Source organism: Arcobacter sp. LA11, assembly GCF_001895145.1.
In the GTDB taxonomy this organism is placed as follows: Bacteria; Campylobacterota; Campylobacteria; order Campylobacterales; family Arcobacteraceae; genus Halarcobacter.
Window position 1 is genome coordinate 56,071 of record NZ_BDIR01000015.1, and the last position, 20,061, is coordinate 76,131.

Annotated in this window: 18 protein-coding genes and 5 tRNA genes; 6 read left to right on the forward strand and 17 right to left on the reverse strand. The window is 27.3% G+C overall.

Annotated features, from left to right (window positions below; genetic code table 11):
- Positions 1 to 12 precede the first annotated feature (12 nt).
- The 3 genes from BT997_RS13485 to BT997_RS13495 all read right to left on the reverse strand — a co-directional run bounded on the left by BT997_RS13485 (position 13) and on the right by BT997_RS13495 (position 7,731).
- Positions 13 to 330, reverse strand: a complete 318-nt coding sequence (locus tag BT997_RS13485) for a hypothetical protein (RefSeq protein WP_072682469.1) — start codon at positions 328 to 330, stop codon at positions 13 to 15.
- A 112-nt stretch (positions 331 to 442) separates the two neighbouring features.
- Positions 443 to 937, reverse strand: a complete 495-nt coding sequence (locus BT997_RS13490; RefSeq protein ID WP_072682470.1) for a hypothetical protein — start codon at positions 935 to 937, stop codon at positions 443 to 445.
- A complete protein-coding gene (locus tag BT997_RS13495) occupies positions 934 to 7,731 on the reverse strand; it encodes an FG-GAP-like repeat-containing protein (RefSeq protein WP_072682471.1) in 6,798 nt (2,265 codons plus the stop codon). Before BT997_RS13495 ends, BT997_RS13490 begins: the two co-directional genes overlap by 4 nt.
- A gap of 103 nt (positions 7,732 to 7,834) precedes the next feature.
- On the opposite strand from BT997_RS13495, the gene BT997_RS13500 reads away from it, so the two are divergent.
- The 3 genes from BT997_RS13500 to BT997_RS13510 are packed head-to-tail and all read left to right on the forward strand — an operon-like array spanning position 7,835 to position 8,897.
- Positions 7,835 to 8,227, forward strand: coding sequence for a hypothetical protein (locus BT997_RS13500; protein ID WP_072682472.1), 393 nt, complete (start codon positions 7,835 to 7,837; stop codon positions 8,225 to 8,227).
- Between the two features lie 13 nt (positions 8,228 to 8,240).
- Complete coding sequence (locus BT997_RS13505) at positions 8,241 to 8,561, forward strand: hypothetical protein (protein ID WP_072682473.1); 321 nt, start codon at positions 8,241 to 8,243, stop codon at positions 8,559 to 8,561.
- Positions 8,562 to 8,573: 12 nt separating this feature from the next.
- A complete protein-coding gene (locus tag BT997_RS13510; protein ID WP_072682474.1) occupies positions 8,574 to 8,897 on the forward strand; it encodes a hypothetical protein in 324 nt (107 codons plus the stop codon).
- A 39-nt stretch (positions 8,898 to 8,936) separates the two neighbouring features.
- Here BT997_RS13510 and BT997_RS13515 read toward each other — a convergent pair whose 3' ends face one another.
- Positions 8,937 to 10,568: a cache domain-containing protein gene (locus BT997_RS13515; RefSeq protein WP_258239495.1), complete on the reverse strand. Its 1,632-nt coding sequence runs from the start codon at positions 10,566 to 10,568 to the stop codon at positions 8,937 to 8,939.
- Here BT997_RS13515 and BT997_RS13520 point away from each other — a divergent pair.
- The gene (locus BT997_RS13520; protein ID WP_072682475.1) at positions 10,552 to 11,235 is read left to right on the forward strand and encodes a response regulator transcription factor; all 684 of its coding nucleotides are present in this window, start codon (positions 10,552 to 10,554) and stop codon (positions 11,233 to 11,235) included. The genes BT997_RS13515 and BT997_RS13520 overlap by 17 nt on opposite strands.
- Here the strand turns inward: BT997_RS13520 and BT997_RS13525 are convergent.
- The 5 genes from BT997_RS13525 to BT997_RS13545 all read right to left on the reverse strand — a co-directional run bounded on the left by BT997_RS13525 (position 11,217) and on the right by BT997_RS13545 (position 15,256).
- A complete protein-coding gene (locus BT997_RS13525) occupies positions 11,217 to 12,056 on the reverse strand; it encodes an EI24 domain-containing protein (protein WP_072682476.1) in 840 nt (279 codons plus the stop codon). The genes BT997_RS13520 and BT997_RS13525 overlap by 19 nt on opposite strands.
- A 55-nt stretch (positions 12,057 to 12,111) precedes the next feature.
- The gene (locus tag BT997_RS13530; RefSeq protein WP_072682477.1) at positions 12,112 to 12,993 is read right to left on the reverse strand and encodes a radical SAM/SPASM domain-containing protein; all 882 of its coding nucleotides are present in this window, start codon (positions 12,991 to 12,993) and stop codon (positions 12,112 to 12,114) included.
- A gap of 3 nt (positions 12,994 to 12,996) precedes the next feature.
- Positions 12,997 to 13,533: a hypothetical protein gene (locus BT997_RS13535; protein ID WP_072682478.1), complete on the reverse strand. Its 537-nt coding sequence runs from the start codon at positions 13,531 to 13,533 to the stop codon at positions 12,997 to 12,999.
- 10 nt (positions 13,534 to 13,543) lie between these two features.
- Positions 13,544 to 15,112, reverse strand: coding sequence for a PAS domain-containing sensor histidine kinase (locus BT997_RS13540; RefSeq protein ID WP_072682479.1), 1,569 nt, complete (start codon positions 15,110 to 15,112; stop codon positions 13,544 to 13,546).
- A 67-nt stretch (positions 15,113 to 15,179) separates the two neighbouring features.
- Positions 15,180 to 15,256: transfer RNA gene (locus BT997_RS13545), tRNA-Gly, on the reverse strand.
- A 69-nt stretch (positions 15,257 to 15,325) separates the two neighbouring features.
- Here BT997_RS13545 and BT997_RS13550 point away from each other — a divergent pair.
- Positions 15,326 to 15,742 (forward strand): NUDIX hydrolase, encoded by a 417-nt coding sequence (locus BT997_RS13550; RefSeq protein WP_072682480.1) that lies wholly within the window; start codon positions 15,326 to 15,328, stop codon positions 15,740 to 15,742.
- A gap of 35 nt (positions 15,743 to 15,777) precedes the next feature.
- Here the strand turns inward: BT997_RS13550 and BT997_RS13555 are convergent, their stop codons facing one another.
- From BT997_RS13555 to BT997_RS13575, 5 genes are all read right to left on the reverse strand, one after another.
- Positions 15,778 to 16,026, reverse strand: a complete 249-nt coding sequence (locus BT997_RS13555; protein ID WP_072682481.1) for a hypothetical protein — start codon at positions 16,024 to 16,026, stop codon at positions 15,778 to 15,780.
- A 216-nt stretch (positions 16,027 to 16,242) separates the two neighbouring features.
- Positions 16,243 to 16,319: transfer RNA gene (locus BT997_RS13560), tRNA-Gly, on the reverse strand.
- Between the two features lie 60 nt (positions 16,320 to 16,379).
- Positions 16,380 to 16,456, reverse strand: a tRNA-Gly gene (locus BT997_RS13565).
- Positions 16,457 to 16,463: 7 nt separating this feature from the next.
- Positions 16,464 to 16,540: transfer RNA gene (locus tag BT997_RS13570), tRNA-Ile, on the reverse strand.
- A gap of 33 nt (positions 16,541 to 16,573) precedes the next feature.
- A tRNA-Ser gene (locus BT997_RS13575) sits at positions 16,574 to 16,664 on the reverse strand.
- A gap of 166 nt (positions 16,665 to 16,830) precedes the next feature.
- On the opposite strand from BT997_RS13575, the gene BT997_RS13580 reads away from it, so the two are divergent.
- Positions 16,831 to 18,333: a sensor domain-containing diguanylate cyclase gene (locus BT997_RS13580; RefSeq protein WP_072682482.1), complete on the forward strand. Its 1,503-nt coding sequence runs from the start codon at positions 16,831 to 16,833 to the stop codon at positions 18,331 to 18,333.
- Here BT997_RS13580 and pyrF read toward each other — a convergent pair.
- The 3 genes from pyrF to ribH are packed head-to-tail and all read right to left on the reverse strand — an operon-like array spanning position 18,330 to position 19,896.
- Positions 18,330 to 19,016 carry an orotidine-5'-phosphate decarboxylase gene (pyrF, locus tag BT997_RS13585; protein WP_072682504.1) on the reverse strand — a complete coding sequence of 229 codons (687 nt, stop codon included), beginning with the start codon at positions 19,014 to 19,016 and terminating at the stop codon, positions 18,330 to 18,332. The genes BT997_RS13580 and pyrF overlap by 4 nt on opposite strands.
- Positions 19,017 to 19,028: 12 nt before the next feature.
- Positions 19,029 to 19,424: a transcription antitermination factor NusB gene (gene nusB, locus BT997_RS13590; RefSeq protein ID WP_072682483.1), complete on the reverse strand. Its 396-nt coding sequence runs from the start codon at positions 19,422 to 19,424 to the stop codon at positions 19,029 to 19,031.
- A 1-nt stretch (position 19,425) separates the two neighbouring features.
- The gene (gene ribH / locus BT997_RS13595) at positions 19,426 to 19,896 is read right to left on the reverse strand and encodes a 6,7-dimethyl-8-ribityllumazine synthase (RefSeq protein ID WP_072682484.1); all 471 of its coding nucleotides are present in this window, start codon (positions 19,894 to 19,896) and stop codon (positions 19,426 to 19,428) included.
- Positions 19,897 to 20,061 lie beyond the last annotated feature (165 nt).

Here is a 20,061-nt window from a genome sequence, read left to right on the forward strand (position 1 = left end):
TTATTTCCTCTTCTAATCTATTTCTTGTAGTCCAGTTATGATACATATAGATTGTGCATTGTCTATTACATATCTTAATTTCTTATTTCTAGCTTTTGCAGACATTGCATAAGAATACTGAGCTTTGTTAAATTCTGTTCCATCCATATTTATTTGAGCTCTACTATAGCTACAATGTCCTGGTATTTGAGGAGATGAAATATATGCTACTCCATTATTTAAATATAAATTCCAATCAGTGAGTACTGTAGGAGGCCAATACCTAACTGCAAAAGCATTTACATTTAATAGTGTAAACGCAAATAAAAATGTCAAACTTATTTTTTTCATTAATATTCCTTCCTTTAATGTTTTGTAATACTTTCGACTCTTACGAAAAATGAAGATAAAAAAGAGATTGAATCATTCATAAACGAAAAGTAGAGTTTCAAGCCCTGGAGTGTTATTTGAAAGGTATTTCAATTCTTTTACTATTATTACAAACTTGTTTAATAACTTTTTCTATTCGATTTTTATCAAAGTCTGCAATTCTAACTATAAATGGATATTTATAAATTGAAATAAAATGACTATTACCACTTTCTGACAATTTTTCTTTATTAATATTACAGTTATTGAAATCAATATTAGAAACTTTCAAATCCTCTTTTAATGAAGAGAAAAATAAAGTTTCTTTTTTTTTCAAAATATTATAATTGATAACTTTATTATTAAATACTCCTTTAAAGTTTACTATACACATGTAATAATTTTGCATATAATCTATTGTTCTATTACAATTAATTGAACTCCGATAAAATAGAGGCTTCTTAACTTTAAACTTTTCTATGCTTATTTCAGATTGATCAAAAAAACCTAACTTTATAAATATAAATACTACAACAAATAGTAAACAGATATAAGTACTTACTTTAAACATCTTGGAAACTCTAATCAAAAATTACCCTTTACTTTAAGAACATTTGATACATCCATTACTCCTGTCATTTCGTATCTAACAAAACTTTTACTCATTTCTTTCATAAATTTAACTCTATATCTTGATATATCGTTAGCAAATTTATAATGACCAGAAGCACTGGCTTTTTTAGATAGATACTCAAGTTGACTATCAATTTCAGTTTGAAATTTCAATAAATCAATTTCCGATTTAAGTTTAAAAAGACTTTTAATACGTGTCCATATTTTATTAGTAGTTAATGCATTTGACATTATTGTTATTGCCTCCGCATTAAACATATGCACAAAAGCCGCAGAAACGGCACCATTAGCAAACTTACCTCCAGATAATTCTGAAGCAGTTCCTCCAATTACACCTGCAATTGTAGTTCTCAAAATAAATCCTCCAGAATCTTCTCCTCCAAGTGTTGTTCCCGGGCTAAATGCAGAAGCTGTAAATCCAGACCAAAAACCTGCATTCCACTTTCCACCTTGAAGTTTATTAATTCCAGCTCTACTTATTCCATGAGCAATAGCCTTTTTAACTGCATTTACACCACCTCCATTTAATAAAGATGAACTATGCCCAAAGTAATCTCCTATCGCTCCCGCAATTCCTCCACCTAATACTCCAAATGCAGCTCCTTTTAAAGCACCAGAGAGAGAACCAGTCATTATAAAGCCGGAGGCAAAACCTGTTACAGCACCAGTTATTGCTCCTGCAATAACACTACCTAAAGTTGTAGTGGTTAAAGCACCCATCCCTGCAGCAGTACCAAAAGAAGTACCCCATCCTGCAACCCAAGCAGAAGCTGCACCGGCTGTAAAATATGAAATAATTGCTATAACAACAATCTTACTAATCTTCTTCCATAACTTTTTAATTGATTTAAAAAAGAAGCCAGAAGGATCAGTATACTTCAAAGGATTGTTCTTAACATAAGTATATCTATTATAACTTTGTGTATCTTTAGAATCCTGTATATGTGGATCAGCAGATAAGAACCTTGCAATAGTAGGATCATAAACCCTTCCATTCATATGGATAAGCCCTACTTCATTTATATGTTCATGTCCAGTAAATCCTCTATTTGTTGTAGGAGATGTTGTTTGTACTTCATTTCCAAACTTATCTAAGTTTAACTGTTTACCAAATGGTTTATATGCTCTACGTTCAACTACTACACCTAGGTTATCTGTTATAGTATCTACTGAACCTAAGTTATCATAGTGTAAGAACTTAGCAGAGTATTGATCACTTTTATTTGAGAATATTGATACTAGTTTTCCATTTGCATAGATAAAGTATTTATCTTCACTTACACCATTTGCATAGAAATTCTTTTCATATGATTTTCCAAGATAGTGAATAGTATCACTTCCTGATGTCTTTTTAAATCTTTTATTATTTGCATCATAATCAAAGGTAACAATCTTATTATCTGATTCTATTTTTATAGGTTTGTTAAATGAGCTATATGTGATAATTTTACCATCATTATTTGTCATATTTCCATTTGCATCATATGTAAATGTTTTATTACCTATACTTGATACAGCATGTGGTCTTGAGGTATTATATTCATAATGTCCTATATCAGATTTATAAGTCATATTTCCTATTTCATCATATTGGTATGATAATACAGAAGATGTACCTTTTGTATCTATATTTGCGTATGTTAATCTATTTAAGGAATCATATATATAGTTATGTTCTACATCAAGTTTACTATCTACTCTTCTTGAAACATTATTTAAACTATCATATTCAAATGAAAGATTTCTTATCTCTTCAGTGCTACTATCATAGCCTGTTTTCATACTATAAACTATACCTCTTCTATCATAATGAGCTGTAGTTTCTAAACCATTTCCTGATAAATATGAAGTTATGATTCCTAGTGAGTTTTGATTTAATACTTTATAGAAGTATATATCATCTGATTCTAAGATTTCAGTATATGCTGAAGCTTTATTAGTATAAGCATTTGACAGTTCTTCATAATATCTTACTTTTTGATTTAAATCTTTTATATAGTTTACATCACTTGTTAGATTACTTAAGGCTGTTTCATAAAAAGATACTATTTCGGCACTTGTTCCATAGAAAAGAAGATTGTCTTCTTTTGTATAGATTGTTGAATCATGAGACATTTCATCTGGGCAGAAGATTATTATTCCATCTACATTTCCACAATATAATAACTTTTGAGATTGTTCTTTTTGTACTTTTAGTTCTTCTAATAATGAAACAGAATATTCTGCTATATTTATTAAGTCATCTTTAAATGTTGCATATAGCGTCGCTAATTCTGCACTATCAGAACCATTTAACCATTGTTGTAGGTTTGCTTCATTTAGGGTATTTGTAGTTTTATTATAGTTTGATACAACTCCTTCAAGGGTATATATTAAATCTTTTAGTTCATTTACATGATTTTTTAATTGATTTACAATATCAGCTTTAGCAGGATTATCTTTATATAGTTCTATAATATTTGTATATCTTATTACATCTAGATTATATTTATTTATTTTAGCTGTATATTCTACTGATAATTTTTTATTTTCAAGATATTGTTGCATGTCATATGCAATTTCATCTCTAAATCTATCAGCACTAACAACTCCTGCATTTCTTCTTGGTGTTGTTACTGAATCCAAGTATCCATGTTCATTATAGTTATTTTTTATCTCTACATTATTTGGTTCTATTGTTTTTGAAACTCTTCCTAAAGAATCATAAGTGTATTGTTTTATATAGTCATAACTATCATCTATTCTTGTTGTAACAGTATTAACTCTACCAAGATTATCATAAGTATATTTTTTTACTGAGCCTATACCTTTTTCTTCAACAATTTTTCCTAGGCCTTTATTTCCTATATCATATTTAAATTCTATTATTCCTTCTGGTATTGTTTTTGTAAGGACTCTTCCTAAGGTATCATAAGTAAAAGACGTAACTTGTGCTTTTGCATCTGTTTGAGATACTAATTGTTTTAAGGCATTATAGTTATATGTCCAAATACCCATATCTGGATCAATTTGTTTTGTTTTATTTCCAAAGTTATCATACTCTATGATTATTTCATTTCCTTTAGAATCTATTGTTTTTAAAAGGTTTCCTATTGCATCATATTCATATGTTATTGTACTTTGGCTATTATCATTTACAAATACTGTTTTTTCTAGGACATTTACTGTTGTAGTTTTTATTTGTCCATTAGCATTTGTTTTTATTGTTGAGTAATCTGTATATTCAATTGTATCATCTACTCTTGTATCATGTGATCCTGGAGAATTTAGTCTTACTAATCTATTTATATCATCATAGCTGTAGTTTATATATTCTGGTTCTTCATCTTCAAAGTATGGGGTTGAGACTTTTGCTTTATTTCCTCTATAGTCATATTCAATTTCTTCAATAATATTTCTTCCATCAAATCCAACTTTTATAGTTTTTAGTTTTCTACCTAATTTATCATAAAATACTGTTACAGGAAATTTTCCATTTAGTTTTTGGATTACTTTATGTCCATCATTTGTCCAAGAATATTCCCAAGTGGTATAGTTTCCATCAGCTCTTGTCTCTTTTATTTTTCTTCCCATTTCATCATAGGCAAATGTTGTTGTAAGACCATTTGGTCCTGTTACTGATATTACTTGGTCTTTATTATTATAAGTTTTTGTTTCACTATGCCCTAGAAGGTTTGTTATTTTTATTTGATTTTTTCCATAGGTATCATAAGTAAAGGTTGTAGTTCTTGGAGTCATATTTGAAGCAGAGATTGTTTCTGATATTTTATTTCCATGTGAATCATATACATATGATTTACTTAAAGATTTTACATCATTTGGTTCTATTACTTCTTTTACTAGTGTTCCAGTTAAAGTATCATATTCAAACTCTGATTCTCTTGTTATAGAAGGTTTTCCTAGCGCTTCATGGATAACTTTACTGTTATCAAGTCTTGATAATATCCAAGATGATTCATAGTTTGAATAAGTATTTTGGATAGTTTTTTTAAATGTTTTTCCATTTCCTTCGGTTATAGTTTCAATTCTTCCTATATTTCCATAGCTATCAATATCTGAATTGATAGTCTCTTTTTTTACTAATTGATTTCCTGAATCATAGGAATAAGAGTAAGAAGTACTTTTTATTTTATGTAATTGGTAAGAGTCACTTGAAGCATTTGTTACTTGGGTATATATTTCTGTACTTTTTGACATTAGTTTATTATTTACATAGGCTTTTGACTCTTTTGGGGTTCCTATATATGGATAATTTTGATTATATATTACTATTGATTTTGAATTAGTCGTTTCATTTATTGTTTCTATTTCTTCAAAGCCTAATGAGCCTCGTTCTAAATTAATTGCAAAGTCTTTATATTTGTAACTTGTTTTACTCACTCCTCCTATTCCATCTGAAGTTGTATAGCTTTTTACTACTTGCATTGGTGAATTCTTTATACTTCTGTTTGGAAAAGATAGGTTATTTGTAGATGAGTAGATATCCTTATCTGATAATGAGCTGTATTCTAAATTTATATCTTCGTCTTTATTATTTGTTATTGATGATATTCTAAGTTTATTTGCATCTGATTGTAGACTCCATGAATATGAATTATTATTATAATTTAAAGATACTAAATCCGTAAGACCATCACCATTGTAATCCGATGGCAAGATTTGAGAATATTCATCCATAGAAATTTGAGTAGACAAATCTTTTTTTGTAAAAGTTCCATCTCCTTTTGATATTGCAACATATCGATATCCAGCTTTATCATAGTTTATTGACATTAAATCTGTTAGTCCATCTCCATTATAATCTATGGGAAATATGGAAGTAGCATCATTCATGCGGAAATCACTTATTTGTGTATTTTTTACAAATGAACCATCTCCTTTTGATAGAGCTATGGTATTATTATGTCTATTTTTAGTATTTATATATGCAATATCACTTATTCCATCACCATTATAATCACCTAGGTAAAAATTTTTACCTACCGCATATTGTCCAAATAGATTTATATTAGATTTTTTAGTAAAAGTAGTATCTCCATTTGAAATTCCTATCCAACCCATACTACTTATATCTTCCCCTTCATTTGAACCCATTGTACTATAAGCAGAAGAAAAAATATCTGTAAATCCATCGCCATTATAATCAGCTAGATAATACGTTGAAAGGCTAGCATAACTCACATCAAAGTTATTAAAGCTATTTTTTTTAGTAAAAGTTCCATCACCATTTGATAATGCTATCCAAGAATATTTTTCTAAATCCGTTTCACTATAAGAAATCTTTTTTGTATTATAAAAAGATACTATATCCATAAATCCATCTGCATTAAAATCTCCCAAATGAATTTTTGCTTCTTTATGATAATCAAATTTACTAACATCTGTGTTTTTAGTAAAAGTTCCATCACCATTTGATAAAAGAACAAAGGAAGCATCTTTATTCATATAATGAAATGCAGCAATATCTGCACGTCCATCGCCATTATAATCATTTGTATAATATCTAATTTTTTGCATCCCATAAGGATCTAAAAGTCCACCAAAATTTTTAAAATATTTAGTAAGACCTTCTTTTTTCGTAAAAGTTCCATCACCATTTGATAATGCTATCCAAGAAAGTGAAGAATTTTTATAACCTTTGTAATGCATTGCCAACATATCAGTAAGACCATCTCCGTTATAATCGGCAGGATAATATTTTGTATCATCATCTAAAGGATAACCACTAAAAGATTTTTTTGTAAATGTACCATTTTCATTGGCTATTGCTACCCATGAATAAGAACTATTTGAATAATTTAGTGCAAGAATATCTGCTAAACCATCTCCATTATAATCGGCAGGGAAATATTTTGATTTTTTTCCTTGTGGAAATACTCCTGAAGGAAAACTATCTTTTTTTACTAGTGTACTTTCATTAAAATTATTCCAATTAAAAATAATTGGCTGCAAACTTTTATTGTCAATAGTCTCAGTAATAGATGACAATATTGATTTTCTATTAATCGTTTGATAATCTAAATTATAAGAAGAAGTTTCAAAGCCATTTGTTTTAACAGAAACTTTTTTTAATCTTTTTAATAAATTAACTTTTACGCCTCTTTGGTATAAAGTTTTAGTATCTGTTCTATCTTCATATATTAAATCAATTGCATTATTTGCATAGGCTATTTGAAGTAAAGCTTTTGTTGTAGTATCATATTTAAAATTTATTTCATTGTTATATCTATCTTTTATTTTATTTACTCTAAAAAATGTATTTGAATCATTTGAATCAGTAGTTTTTCCATATTCATATATTAGCCCATCTTTTGTATATACTGTCCAGTTTGTTGAAGTTTTTACTATCTTTGCGTACGTATCTACTTCTGTTTTATATGTAGTATTTGAACCATAAGTTGTACTACTATTTTTTGTAACTAATTTTTGTCCATCAATACAATAATTATAATTTCTTGAAGAATCTTTCTTTTCACTAAAAAGAGTTTGATTACATTTTGAGATTTGAGAAAGGCCGGATAAAGAGAACCCTACACCTAATAAACCATTAAAGTTATTTGATGAACTATAATCTATTGATAAACTTGGTTTAAGTCCTGCTGTACCTTTTGGCATCACTATTTCTAATGAATAAGAGGCAGTTCCGTTTGAAACATTGAATTTTCCTTTTGTAGCACCAACAATTTGTGCATTTACATTTGTAACCACACTTAATATAAATAATAAACTTAAAACTAATAATCTTTTCAAGTATAACTCCTGTGAAAATATGCGAAAATATTATCTATTTTAATATAATATAAAGCTTAACTTTATTACTCTTTCATATTAAAAAATTTAATAGGATTTTAAGTTGAGTAAATTATTTATTTATATATTTATTATATTTGGACTTGTAACATCTTCAATAATACTTTTTACACCTGAAAAAGAGAAAAAAAAAGTACTAATAGAAGATAAAAATGTACAACAAGTTATTCAAAAAGAGATAAAAACGGTAAAAAGTAATTCTCTTACAGAAGTAAAGATAAGAGAAGAGAAAAAAAAGATATTAACAAAGAAAAATGAAAATATCAAATCAAAGATTGAAGAGATTGATAAGTTAGTTTCAAAAGCTGATAATTTAATAGAAGATAATAAATTAACTGCAAAAGAGATAAAAGAAGAGAATAAAAAGAAAGAAAAAGTTGACAAAATAAATCAGAAGTTTAAGGATATTAAATCTGATTTGGAAAATTTAAAATAAGAGGATTTGTTTTATGAAAAAATGGTTTTTAGCTATGTTTGTTAGTATAATCTCATTACATGGTGCATCTTTAAGTACGACCAATGTAAAAATAAATATGATATCTACATATTCAGACGGTATCGCTCATGTTCAAACTATCCCTAGACATGATATCACGGGATTAAGTTGTACTAACGATTACTGGGCTATTCTTGATACAAATAAACCTGAAAGCAAAGCTATTTATTCAGCTTTAATAGCTGCTAAAATGGCAGATAAGCAAATTCATATTGAAGTTAATGATACAGGAAGTGATACTTTTTGTAATTTACATAGAATTACTATTAAATAGGATAAAAAACTCATGAAAAAAATTTTAAAATTTTTTATAATACTTATATTTACATATTCAAGTATTAATGCTTCAGACCAAGTTGGCTCAAAAGTAAAAGGTTTCTATATACATAAAAGTAATATTGTATTATTAAAACTCTTTAAAGATACTCCTTTATGTAAAGATCAAAGTTGGCCCTTTATGTTTTCAATCAAATCAGATATTGAAAAAGGCTGGATTAATACAATAATGATGAGAAAAGCTTCAAATAAAGCAATTGGAGTTGGGTACACTGCAAATCCTAATGGTAGATGTTCTATTGAATATATTTATTTTTATGATACTGAAAATTAAAATGAAAAATAAATAAATTTTATTCTACTCTTTTACTCACTACTTAGGAATAATTATCTCAAACCTAGCACCATGTTCACTATTTCTAACTCTTAGTTTTCCATTCATATTTTTATCTACAATAGTTTTGGACATATAAAGCCCTATTCCTGTTCCATCACTATCTTTTTTTGTTGTAAAATATGGTTCAAAGATTTTATTTCTTGGTTTAACTTGAATTCCTCCACCATTATCTTCAACAAAAATAGTTATATTATATTCATCTTCTTGGGTATAAACTTTTATCCATGGATTTTTAACCTCTTTTTCTATTAGAACATCTTTTGCATTTGTAATAATATTAAGCACTACTTGTTCAAATTCATTTATATAAGTATTTAAATAGATATTTGCATCTACACAGATAGTTATATTGATACTATTATTAGATAGAGCACTAGAGATAATAGTCATAATAGAATCCATTGCAGATCTTAAATTAAACTTTTCTGCTTCTTTTTTAGGCATAAAGAAGTTTCTAAAATCATCAATAGTATGAGACATATACTCTAAAACTCTTTCTGCTTCTTTTGACTTTTGATTCATCATATCTTCATCAAGTTGTCCCATACTATATTTAAATTTTACAAACATAAAAATAGATGACAATTCAGATAAAGGTTGTCGCCATTGGTGGGCAATATTTGATATCATTTCGCCTAAGGCTATAAACCTTGATTTTTGTACAAGAAGCTGTTCATGTTCTCTGTTTTTTTCAATCTCATCATCAACTCTTCGTTCAAGAGTTTCATTTAACTCTTTGAGTGCTGCTGATTTTGATTGAACTTTTCTTTGATAAGCTTTTAAAACCTCATCAATTTTTTGTGAGACTAATATTGAAATTACAATTGCCAAAGATAAAAATAGTAAAAACAGTAAAATATTTTGAACAACTTGTTTTTGAACTCTTGTTTTTAAAAGTTCTCTATTTTTTGCAATCTCTTCTTCTATATCATCAACATAAACTCCAACTGCAATAACCCAATGCCATCTTGGAAAATATTTAAAATAAGAGAGTTTTTGTTTTATCTCTTCTGTATATACTTTTTTATAAGCATACCCAGTATAAGACTCCCCCTTTACTCGGATATCATCCATAAAGGCTTCACGAAATTTCTTTCCATTTATATCTTCATAGTGTGTAGAAATATATTTTCCAATCAAATCTGGTCTATTTGGATTTACTAATAATTTTGCAAAATTATCTCCACCATTTATATCTAAAATTTCATATACAAAAATATAGTTACTTTTATCTTTTTCAAAAGAGACATTGTTTAAAAGTCTAACGGTATCTTCTTTTACAGCTAGCTCATCTTCTCCACTTTTTGTAGCATTGTATTTAATGATATCAATAATAGTATCAATCTCTTTTTTTAAAGATATTTTTTGATTCTTATAATATTCTTGAACAAATTTTTCCATTTGTAAATCAAAATCTTCATAGGTATTTTTCACGTAAAAGTAAGAAATCATTAAAATCATCGAAGTCATGATAATAATGAAAACATAAATTATGATTTTTGATATGTTTTTCTCGGTAATAAATTTCAATTCAATTCCCATATAAAGATATTTTTGATATGATACCATATCTTTAATAATAAGGTTTTTTATGGATAAAGCTCTCATATCACAACTTAGTAATTTTACACTTCTTTACATAGAAGATGAAGAAGGAATAAGAAATAATATTAACGAAATACTAAAACATCTATTTAAAGAAATCTATGTAGCAAAAAATGCCCGTGATGGATTTAATCTATATGAAACTAAAAAACCAGACTTAATAATTACTGATATAAGAATGCCAAATGAGTCAGGTATAGAGCTAGTAAAAAGAATAAGAAAAACAGATAGTAAAGTTAGAGTTATCATAACTTCTGCACACACTGATTTAGATTATATGTTAGAAGCTACAGAACTACATTTAGTTAAATATATTGTAAAACCAATAACTGAAGTAAAACTAACGGAAGCACTAGAAGCTTTTATCAAAAGTTATGATACAGCAAGAGTTTATAATATGATAGAAGGTTGGTTATTTGATGAAAGTAAATCTCTTATTCAAGGGCCACAAGAAGAGTTTAAATTGACAAAAAAAGAGAATCAATTTTTAAAACTACTTATTCAAAAAAATAGAATCATTACTTATGAAGAAATGGAAAACATTATATGGAATGATGATAATATCATGACACCAAATGCAATGAGACTATTTATTAAAAACTTCAGAAAAAAACTTCCAGATAATGCACTTAGAAATGTTCAAGGTACTGGTTATAGATTAGTACTTTGATTATCTTCGATTTGTTTTATTTCAGTTTTAATATCACTTACATCCAACTCTATACCTCTTAATTTTTGAAGCTCTTGAAAATAGCTATGTCCTAAATATATGATATAAAATACTGCAGAAAATAACATAATAGAAGGAATCATCGATAAAAAATATAAAAGCAAAGTTCTAAGTCTAAAAGCACCAGCTTTTTTCCCATGAATTACTTGATATTCATCTTCTGTTAATATAGTTGAAGCTACATCAAATGTAAGAAGCTTATGAAAAAAGTAATATATTGGTAAGTTTATTGCAACTAAATTTACAATTGGAATAAAATAAAGCGGTATAAATAGTATAAAAAGTAAAAACATTATAATAATACTCTTTAAAGCTACCCACAATGGACTTAATAGTGTCCCGAAACCATTTATTTGCAAGTGAGAATAATGGCGTTTATGTAATACTTTCAAAATCATAGGAGTTAAAAATCCTATAATCAAAATTGTTAAAAATACAGAAAACATCATCACAAAGATAGTCCCTACTGTATAAACTAAAAATCCAACAAGCCATGAAGTAATAGAATATTTAAATAAAAATGCAATTATATACATAGTCCATACGATATAAAAAGGTGCATTAGGGTCAATAGTGGCTTCTTGTCCATTTTGACTCTGTTCTATAAATAACTGTAAAGCTTCAAAGCCATAACCAGCTGCACTATAAAATAGTAGTAACATGATAATCATCGTAAATACAAGTGGTAAAATTGCAATCTTTAACATAGGTTTTGTAAAAAAATCTTTTACACTCAAGCCTATTACTTGACCTTCTAACATATTCATCCTTTTAAATATCTCATTTCAAAATAAGAAAAAAAATTATATCTAAAAACTACTTATCAAACCTAGTTCGATATTCACATTTTTGACAAAATTCTTCTACTAAAATATTATTTTTAAAACCATTTTGAATAGCTTTAACTCTAGGAGACTTTAATATATCCTCTAATCGTGTATTATTTGTATTACCTAAATCAACAACTGCATCCTTATCTAAACAACAAGGTACTACTTTTCCAGAACTAAGTATTCCAAAGTGAGAATCAAGTCCATAACAAGTACCTTTTTTAGATACTAACTCATTATCTAAACTTGGCCAGTTAAAATACTCATCAAAGTTAAAAAATATCATCCTTGCAATTCGAATATTCTTAGGTCTATTTTTATAAACATTTTCTATATCAATAGAAGAACCAAGTCTTTCATTTACTCTTTTAAACACTTCTTGATTAAATTTTTTTGCACTTTCATTTTCATCTAAATTCCATATTCTCAAATTTATAAAAAAATGTTGCTCTTTTAAAATTGCATACTCACAAAAATCTAAAATAGGATTAAGGTATTCATCTAAACTTTTTTTATGAGAGTTTGCATTATATGAATTGATTGAAAAATTTATTTGCCTAATTATCTTATTCATTAAAGTATCAAAATGTTTTCTTAATAGATTATTTGCAGTTGTTGTAATATTAATTTTCAAGCCGTGTTTTAAACTAATATTTAAATAATCATCTAAATTTGATAAAACTAAAGGGTCTCCTACAATATGATAGGCAAGCTCATTAGTAACTTCTTTTAACTCTTCATTTAACTTATCAAACTGTTCCAAACTCATAGTTTCATTTGGAACAATCTTTGGAGGGCAGAAACTACACTTTAAATTACAAATATTAGTGATTTCTACATGAACTTTCTTAAATTTTTTTATATGAATTTCCTATTTTAAAAGATAAGGTAAATCACGTTTTAAAGACTCTACTAAATCATCATTTAAGAAGAATTTTGCAAAATCAAAATCTTTATTTTTATAAGCATATGCACATACATATCTATTTCTTTTTATTAATTCTATTGTTTCTTCTAAAATTACCTGTAAATCTTTATTATCCATATAGTATTCATACATTACTTTTAAAGGTTCTTCATAACTACTATCTTTGAAAAAAACAACATTATCTTCTAATAACTCAATAACATTTTCTTCATTTGTTCTGATATTCAAAAATGCAACTTTAATATCTTCCATTCTCATATCAAATTTATATCCAAGAACTAGTAACTCTTTTAAATTTTCTATACTATTTTGTTGAAAATAATATTGTAAAAGAAGCATCAAATAATGCTCTTTTAGGTCATCTTCATAATCTTCAATATATTCTAATACATAATCTAAATCTTCTATTTTCTTTTCGTTTAAAAATTTTTTATGAATTATACCAATCTCTGCAATTATTTCATGTAATCTATCACTCATTATTTTCCTTTTATATTGGTAATTTTATATTAAATGAAGCACCTTTATATTGCTTACCATTATACTCGATATCTTCATTTTCTACAGATATACTACCTGACATATGTTTTATTATATTTTCAGACATAAATAATCCTATTCCTGTACCTTGATAACTATGTTTAGTAGTAAAATATGGTTCAAATATTCTATCCATTATATACTTATCAATTCCCCCTCCATTATCTTTTATATTTATTACAATAGAGTTTCCATTTTTCATTGTTTTAATAAAAATACACTTTCTATAATCTTTTTTGATCAATTCATCTTTTGAATTACTAATTAAGTTTAACAACACTTGCAATAATTCATTTTCATAAGTATATAATTCAAGATCTTCTATCTCAAGAATATAATCAATAATTTCACCACTATATCTTGCCTTAGATAATTTAATAGAAGTATTAATTAACTGCTCTAAATTAAAATGATTTTTTTGTTTATTAGGTTTAAAAAAATTTCTAAAATCATCAATTGTTTTTGATAAATATTGCACATTATCATTTATATCATTTAAACCTGCATTTATAAAATCTTTTGTAAGCATATTCTGTTCGTTTTGAAGTATCATACCTGTTGAAAGTACAGATACAGCAGATAATGGCTGTCGCCATTGATGAGCTATATTTTCTAACATCTCACCCATTGCAGCCATTTTGGATTGTCGCTTCATTATATTTTCATATTCTATTAATTCTTGTTTAGCTTTTGATATCTCTTTTTGTAATGTTTTATTATAATCAGTTAGCTTCTTATTTAACTCTTCTTTTTTTGTCTCAATATCCAATCTTTCACTTATATCTCTAGATATTGCAGTAACAAAATTTTCTCCATGATAGCTTTTTAAATGTAAAGATGTTTCAACAGGAATTTTTTTCCCATCCTTTGTATTAAATATACCAAAAGTAGTTAAATTATTCGATTCTTGTATTTTTTTAAATATCTCAGGTAGCTCAAGATTACCCATTTTTTCAAAAGGTTCTCTAAAATCTGAGACCTTCATTTTTTTTAGTTCACTTAGAGAATATCCTAAATTTTTACATGCTGTTTTATTTGCAAACTCTACTAACTCTGTTTCATGTTCTATTAAAAAAATCATATCCTCTGAAGAGTTTATCAATTCAAAATAAAACTTTATATCTTCAGTTCTTTTTAGTCTATTAGTAATATCTTTTGCATAAGAGATTAAAACCTCTTCTTTATCAATATTTACTACTTTTGACACTACTTCAACAGGAAACTTTTCTCCATTTTTTCTTTTATGATGTGTTTCTAATATATTTAATAAAGGATCGTTATTATTAAGCGCAAAAGATTCTACAGCTTCTAAATATTTCTCTTTGGTATTGACATTATAATCCACATCCCAAACATACAACTCTTGAAGCTCTTCAAGAGTATATCCTAACCCATCAAGAGCATTATTATTTGCATATAACAGTTTTCCTTCTTTACTTAGCCAATAAATAGCTTGATTTGAGAAAGAAAAGGATGCTTGTAAAACTTGTTCAAAAACGTCTTTGTTAAATTCTGTCATATAATTAATTTTCTTTAGATAAATTTTGTACATTTTATTAAAGTTTATATTAATTGCAGTTAAAAAGTGGAGCGGGAAACGAGACTCGAACTCGCGACAATCTGCTTGGAAGGCAGAGGCTCTAGCCAACTGAGCTATTCCCGCATATAGAGAATCATTATATCAAACAAGAATTTAAATTTCACTATAATATAAAAAACAAAAAGGTATCAAATGATAAAAACGCCACATCTTAGTACAGATGGTATTATAAAACTATATGATGATAATGATTTTTTTAAAGGAATAGTACTAATTGAACGACTCAATGAACCGTATGGTCTGGCACTTCCAGGAGGGTTTGTTGATATAGGCGAATCAGTTGAAGATGCCCTAGTAAGAGAAATGAAAGAAGAAACATCACTTGATGTTAAAATCTTAGCACTACAAAATATCTACTCTAATCCAAATAGAGACCCAAGATTTCATACAGCATCTGCTGTATATCTATGTGAAGCAAAAGGAAAACCAAAAGCCCAAGATGATGCAAAAGAAGTTTTTGTATATCCAATAAAAGAAATACCTTTAGAAAAACTAGTATTTGACCATAAGAAAATAGTTGAAGATTTTGTTAAAAGTTTAAAGTGGTAGTTTAAAAATAATATAATAAACTATATAAATAAATCCTATTTTCTATATGGTAAGATAATTGGTTTATAACTAAATATTTTATCTAAAAACTTTTCCATATTTAAACTTCCATCAGAATTATGATATTTCCCCTTTGCCCAATAAATATAATCACTCCAATAAAGGTCTGGTGATAATTTATCAATTTCTAAAAATATTTCACTTTCTCTTTCTTCTGTTGCTTCATATGTTAATAATTCATTAACAAGTTCAATAATTTTTTTTCTTTTTTCTTTTTCTGTCATTATATATTCCTTTTATCTATTTGCATTTTTAGTATCACTAGTTTTTTTGATATGATTATTTATAGCTCATATAATTATATTATTTATGTAATAAATATTTCTTATTATTTTTAATATTCAAAATTATTTGTTCTAAAATATAATTAGGGGGATTGGATAATTGTCAAAAGATTAAAAAAAGGATTATAAAAATGAAATTTATTGAATATCTAAAAGTGGAGCGGGAAACGAGACTCGAACTCGCGACAATCTGCTTGGAAGGCAGAGGCTCTAGCCAACTGAGCTATTCCCGCACACTATTGGTAATGGATTTTTAAATAATAAAGAAGTCTTACCAATTCATCTTTACTATATGGAGCGGGAAACGAGACTCGAACTCGCGACAATCTGCTTGGAAGGCAGAGGCTCTAGCCAACTGAGCTATTCCCGCATAAAAGTGGTGGGTCTAGAAGGACTCGAACCTTCGACCACTCGGTTATGAGCCGAGTGCTCTAACCAGCTGAGCTATAGACCCTGGTTAAAGCCTAATTCAAACTTATTGTTTAAGTGGCGGACAAGGAGGGATTCGAACCCTCGGTACCGTTACCAGTACGCATCCTTAGCAGGGATGTGGTTTCAGCCAACTCACCCACTTGTCCTCTTGAATTAGGGTTGTAATTGTACTTATTTTGTTCTTAAGAATCTCTTAACTTAAAGATGATTTTTAAAATAAAAAAATATATACAAATATTATATAAAAGCCCTATTTCTCGGGTTATCATAAATTAATAAAAAAAGATGTAAAATTTTATTAAAGGTTTAGTTATGAATAGAAAATTCAAAAAAATAGCTCCTTTACTAATTATTACCCTTTTAGGGATATTCTCCATTGGCTCTTACTCCATATACAAGAATGAAATAGGCCAAATAAAAACTAACATAAACTATCAACTGATAAATAAATCTCTAAATATCAAAGAATATTTTCAAACATCTGAAGCTCTTATTTATTCATTAAAATACACAATTGAAGATAAACTAAATATTGAAGCTTTTGAAAGTATTAAGCATCCTGCTTTTGAAGCAATAAAATATGACGAAAAAAAGAACCTTTATAGTGTTATAAATTTTTATGGAATAAACTCTATAGATCTTAGTTCAGTCATCGGCATTGGTAAACCTGAAGAATTAAATACAGAAACAATACATGAAATAAATTCAGCATTACACTTAAAGTCAATTTTTAACGCCTCAATGGAAATAATACCAGATTTAAAATGGGTTTACTATACTTCCAAAAATAACTTTATATATATGTCTCCAAACTATTATTTCAAAGATGATAGAAATTTAAAAGAACAATATAACAATGCTTTTTGGAAAGAAGCTATTCCTAAAAATAACCCTGATGGAGATTTGATTATTACTGATTTGTATAAAGATGGTGCAGGGAAAGGCTTAATGACAACACTGTCAATGCCTATTCAAAAAAATGACTCTTTTCAAGGTGTAGTATCAATTGATATAGGACTAAATACCCTTACACATCTTCTTCCAGAAGACATTTTAATTGGTGAGACATATTTAATTGATGAAAAAAACCAAATAATTGCAAGTAATAATGATTTTAATTTAGGAGATAAAATATCCAATAAAAATAGTATTTTTATTCCTATTGTAGAAAATGAAATTAACCTTGTACACAACATACAAAACTTTGAAATAAGAAAAGAAGCATTCTTTAATGGCATTGGAAAAATAACTATACTTTTCTTATTACTTCTAATTACATTTATTGCTCTATATTTAAAAGCTTTACTTACAAAAGTACAATACTTTGCAAACACAGATTCATTAACAAAATTACAAAATCGTAGATCAATGCAAAGAGAAATAACATCTTTAGTAAACATTAGTAAAAGATATAAACATGAACTTTCATTTTTACTAATTGATATTGATTATTTTAAGAGAATAAATGATAAATATGGTCATCAAACTGGAGATAAAGTTCTTATAGAAATAGCAAAGCTTTTTAAAAGAAATACAAGAAAATGTGATGTAGTTGCTAGATATGGAGGAGAAGAGTTTTTAATTGCCTTATCTAATACAAATCTAGAAAATGCCTATACTCTTGCAGAAAGAATAAGATTATATGCACAAAAAATAGAAATAGATAACTACAATATAAACTTCACAATAAGCATAGGATGTACAAAACTAAAAGAAGATGATAACTTTTTTTCTATTTTAAAAAGAGTTGATAAATTACTTTATAAAGCAAAAGAAAAAGGAAGAAACTATACAGAAAAAGAAGAAGAGAATTAAATATTCTCTAAAATCTTCTTTACAACTTCTTTTGGGTTTTCTGCTTTGTATATTGGTCGGCCTACAACTATAAAATCAACTAAATTTTCTTTTGAGAAAGAAATATCTGCAACTCTTTTTTGATCACCTGAATCTTCACCAAAAGGTCTTATTCCTGGACATAGAGTTATAAATTCATTTGATGTATTTTTTTTAATATCTAAACTCTCAAAAGCAGAACAGACTACACCATCTACACCCGAATTATATGTGTCAACTGCCATCTTTGTAGCTTTTGTTTCAATATTTTCATTGTAAATATCTTTAAACTCATCATTATCAAATGACGTTAAAGCAGTTACAGCTATAACTATTGGTTTATTTGGAATATCTTTTATTCTATCCATAACAGTTCTCATTGCTCTACTACCTGCACTTGCATGAACATTACACATATCTACAAGTCCAAATTTTGCAATTTCTTCAGCAGCATCTGCCATAGTATTTGGAATATCATAAAGTTTTAAATCTAAAAATATTTTAAAATTTGGATTTATAGCTTTTAAGTCTTCTAAAAAAGCTTTTCCATCTCTAATATAAGATCTAAAACCTACTTTTAACCATACATCAAAATCTTTTATTTCTTCTACTAAAGCAAGATTTTCTTTTGCACTAGGTAAATCTAAAGATACACAAAGTTTCATACTATTCATTTATTAAGCCTTGTTAACTTTGTCTAATAAACCATTTATAAATTTTGGAGCACCATCAGATGCAAGTCTTTTTGATAATTCAATAGCTTCATTAATAATAATTGGTTTATCTAAATCTTTAAATAAAATCTCATAAATCGCAAGTCTTAAAATTGATTTTTCAACACTTCCAATATCTTTGATTCCACCTTGATTTAAATGGCTAATAAGCTCTTCATCAATTTTTTCAATATTTTCTACTACACCATTAAATAAATCTAAAGCAAATTCTTTTTGTTTATTTCTGATTTTTTTATCTTCTAAGATCTCATCAACAAACTTTACAATACCTTCATTACCTAAATCATAAGCATACAACAGACCTATTACTGATTCTCTAGCTTGTGTTCTAGTTGCCAATCTATTTCTCCATCTCAGAGTATAAATCTAACATCTCAATGATTGTAGTCATTGCTTCAGCACCTTTATTCCCTACTTTTGAACCAGCTCTTTCAATTGATTGTTCGATTGTATCAGTAGTTAAGACACCATTTGAAACAGGTTTTCCATATTTTAAAGCTACAGTTGCAATACCTTTTGTAGCTTCTGCTGAGATATAATCAAAATGAGGTGTTGCACCACGAATAACTGCACCAACACAACATACAGCATCATACTTACCACTTGCTAAGGCTTTCTCTAAAGCAAAAGGAATTTCAAATGCGCCAGGAACAAGAATTAAATCTAAATTTTCTTCATTTCCACCATGTCTTTTAAATGCATCTTGTGCACCTTCAACTAATCTATCAGTAATAATATGGTTAAATCTACCATTAATTACAGCAATTTTTTCATTACCTTTTAGTCTTAAATTACCTTCAATAATATTCATTTATTTCTCCAAAAGAATAAGTAATTATAATAAATCACTTACTATTATTTATTTATATTTGGCGATTATATCTAAATAATGATTAGTTTACTAAATTGTGATATTTATAAAATAAGTTTAGAGTTTTTAATAAGTTTAAATAAAAGGACAAGATGTCCTTTTATA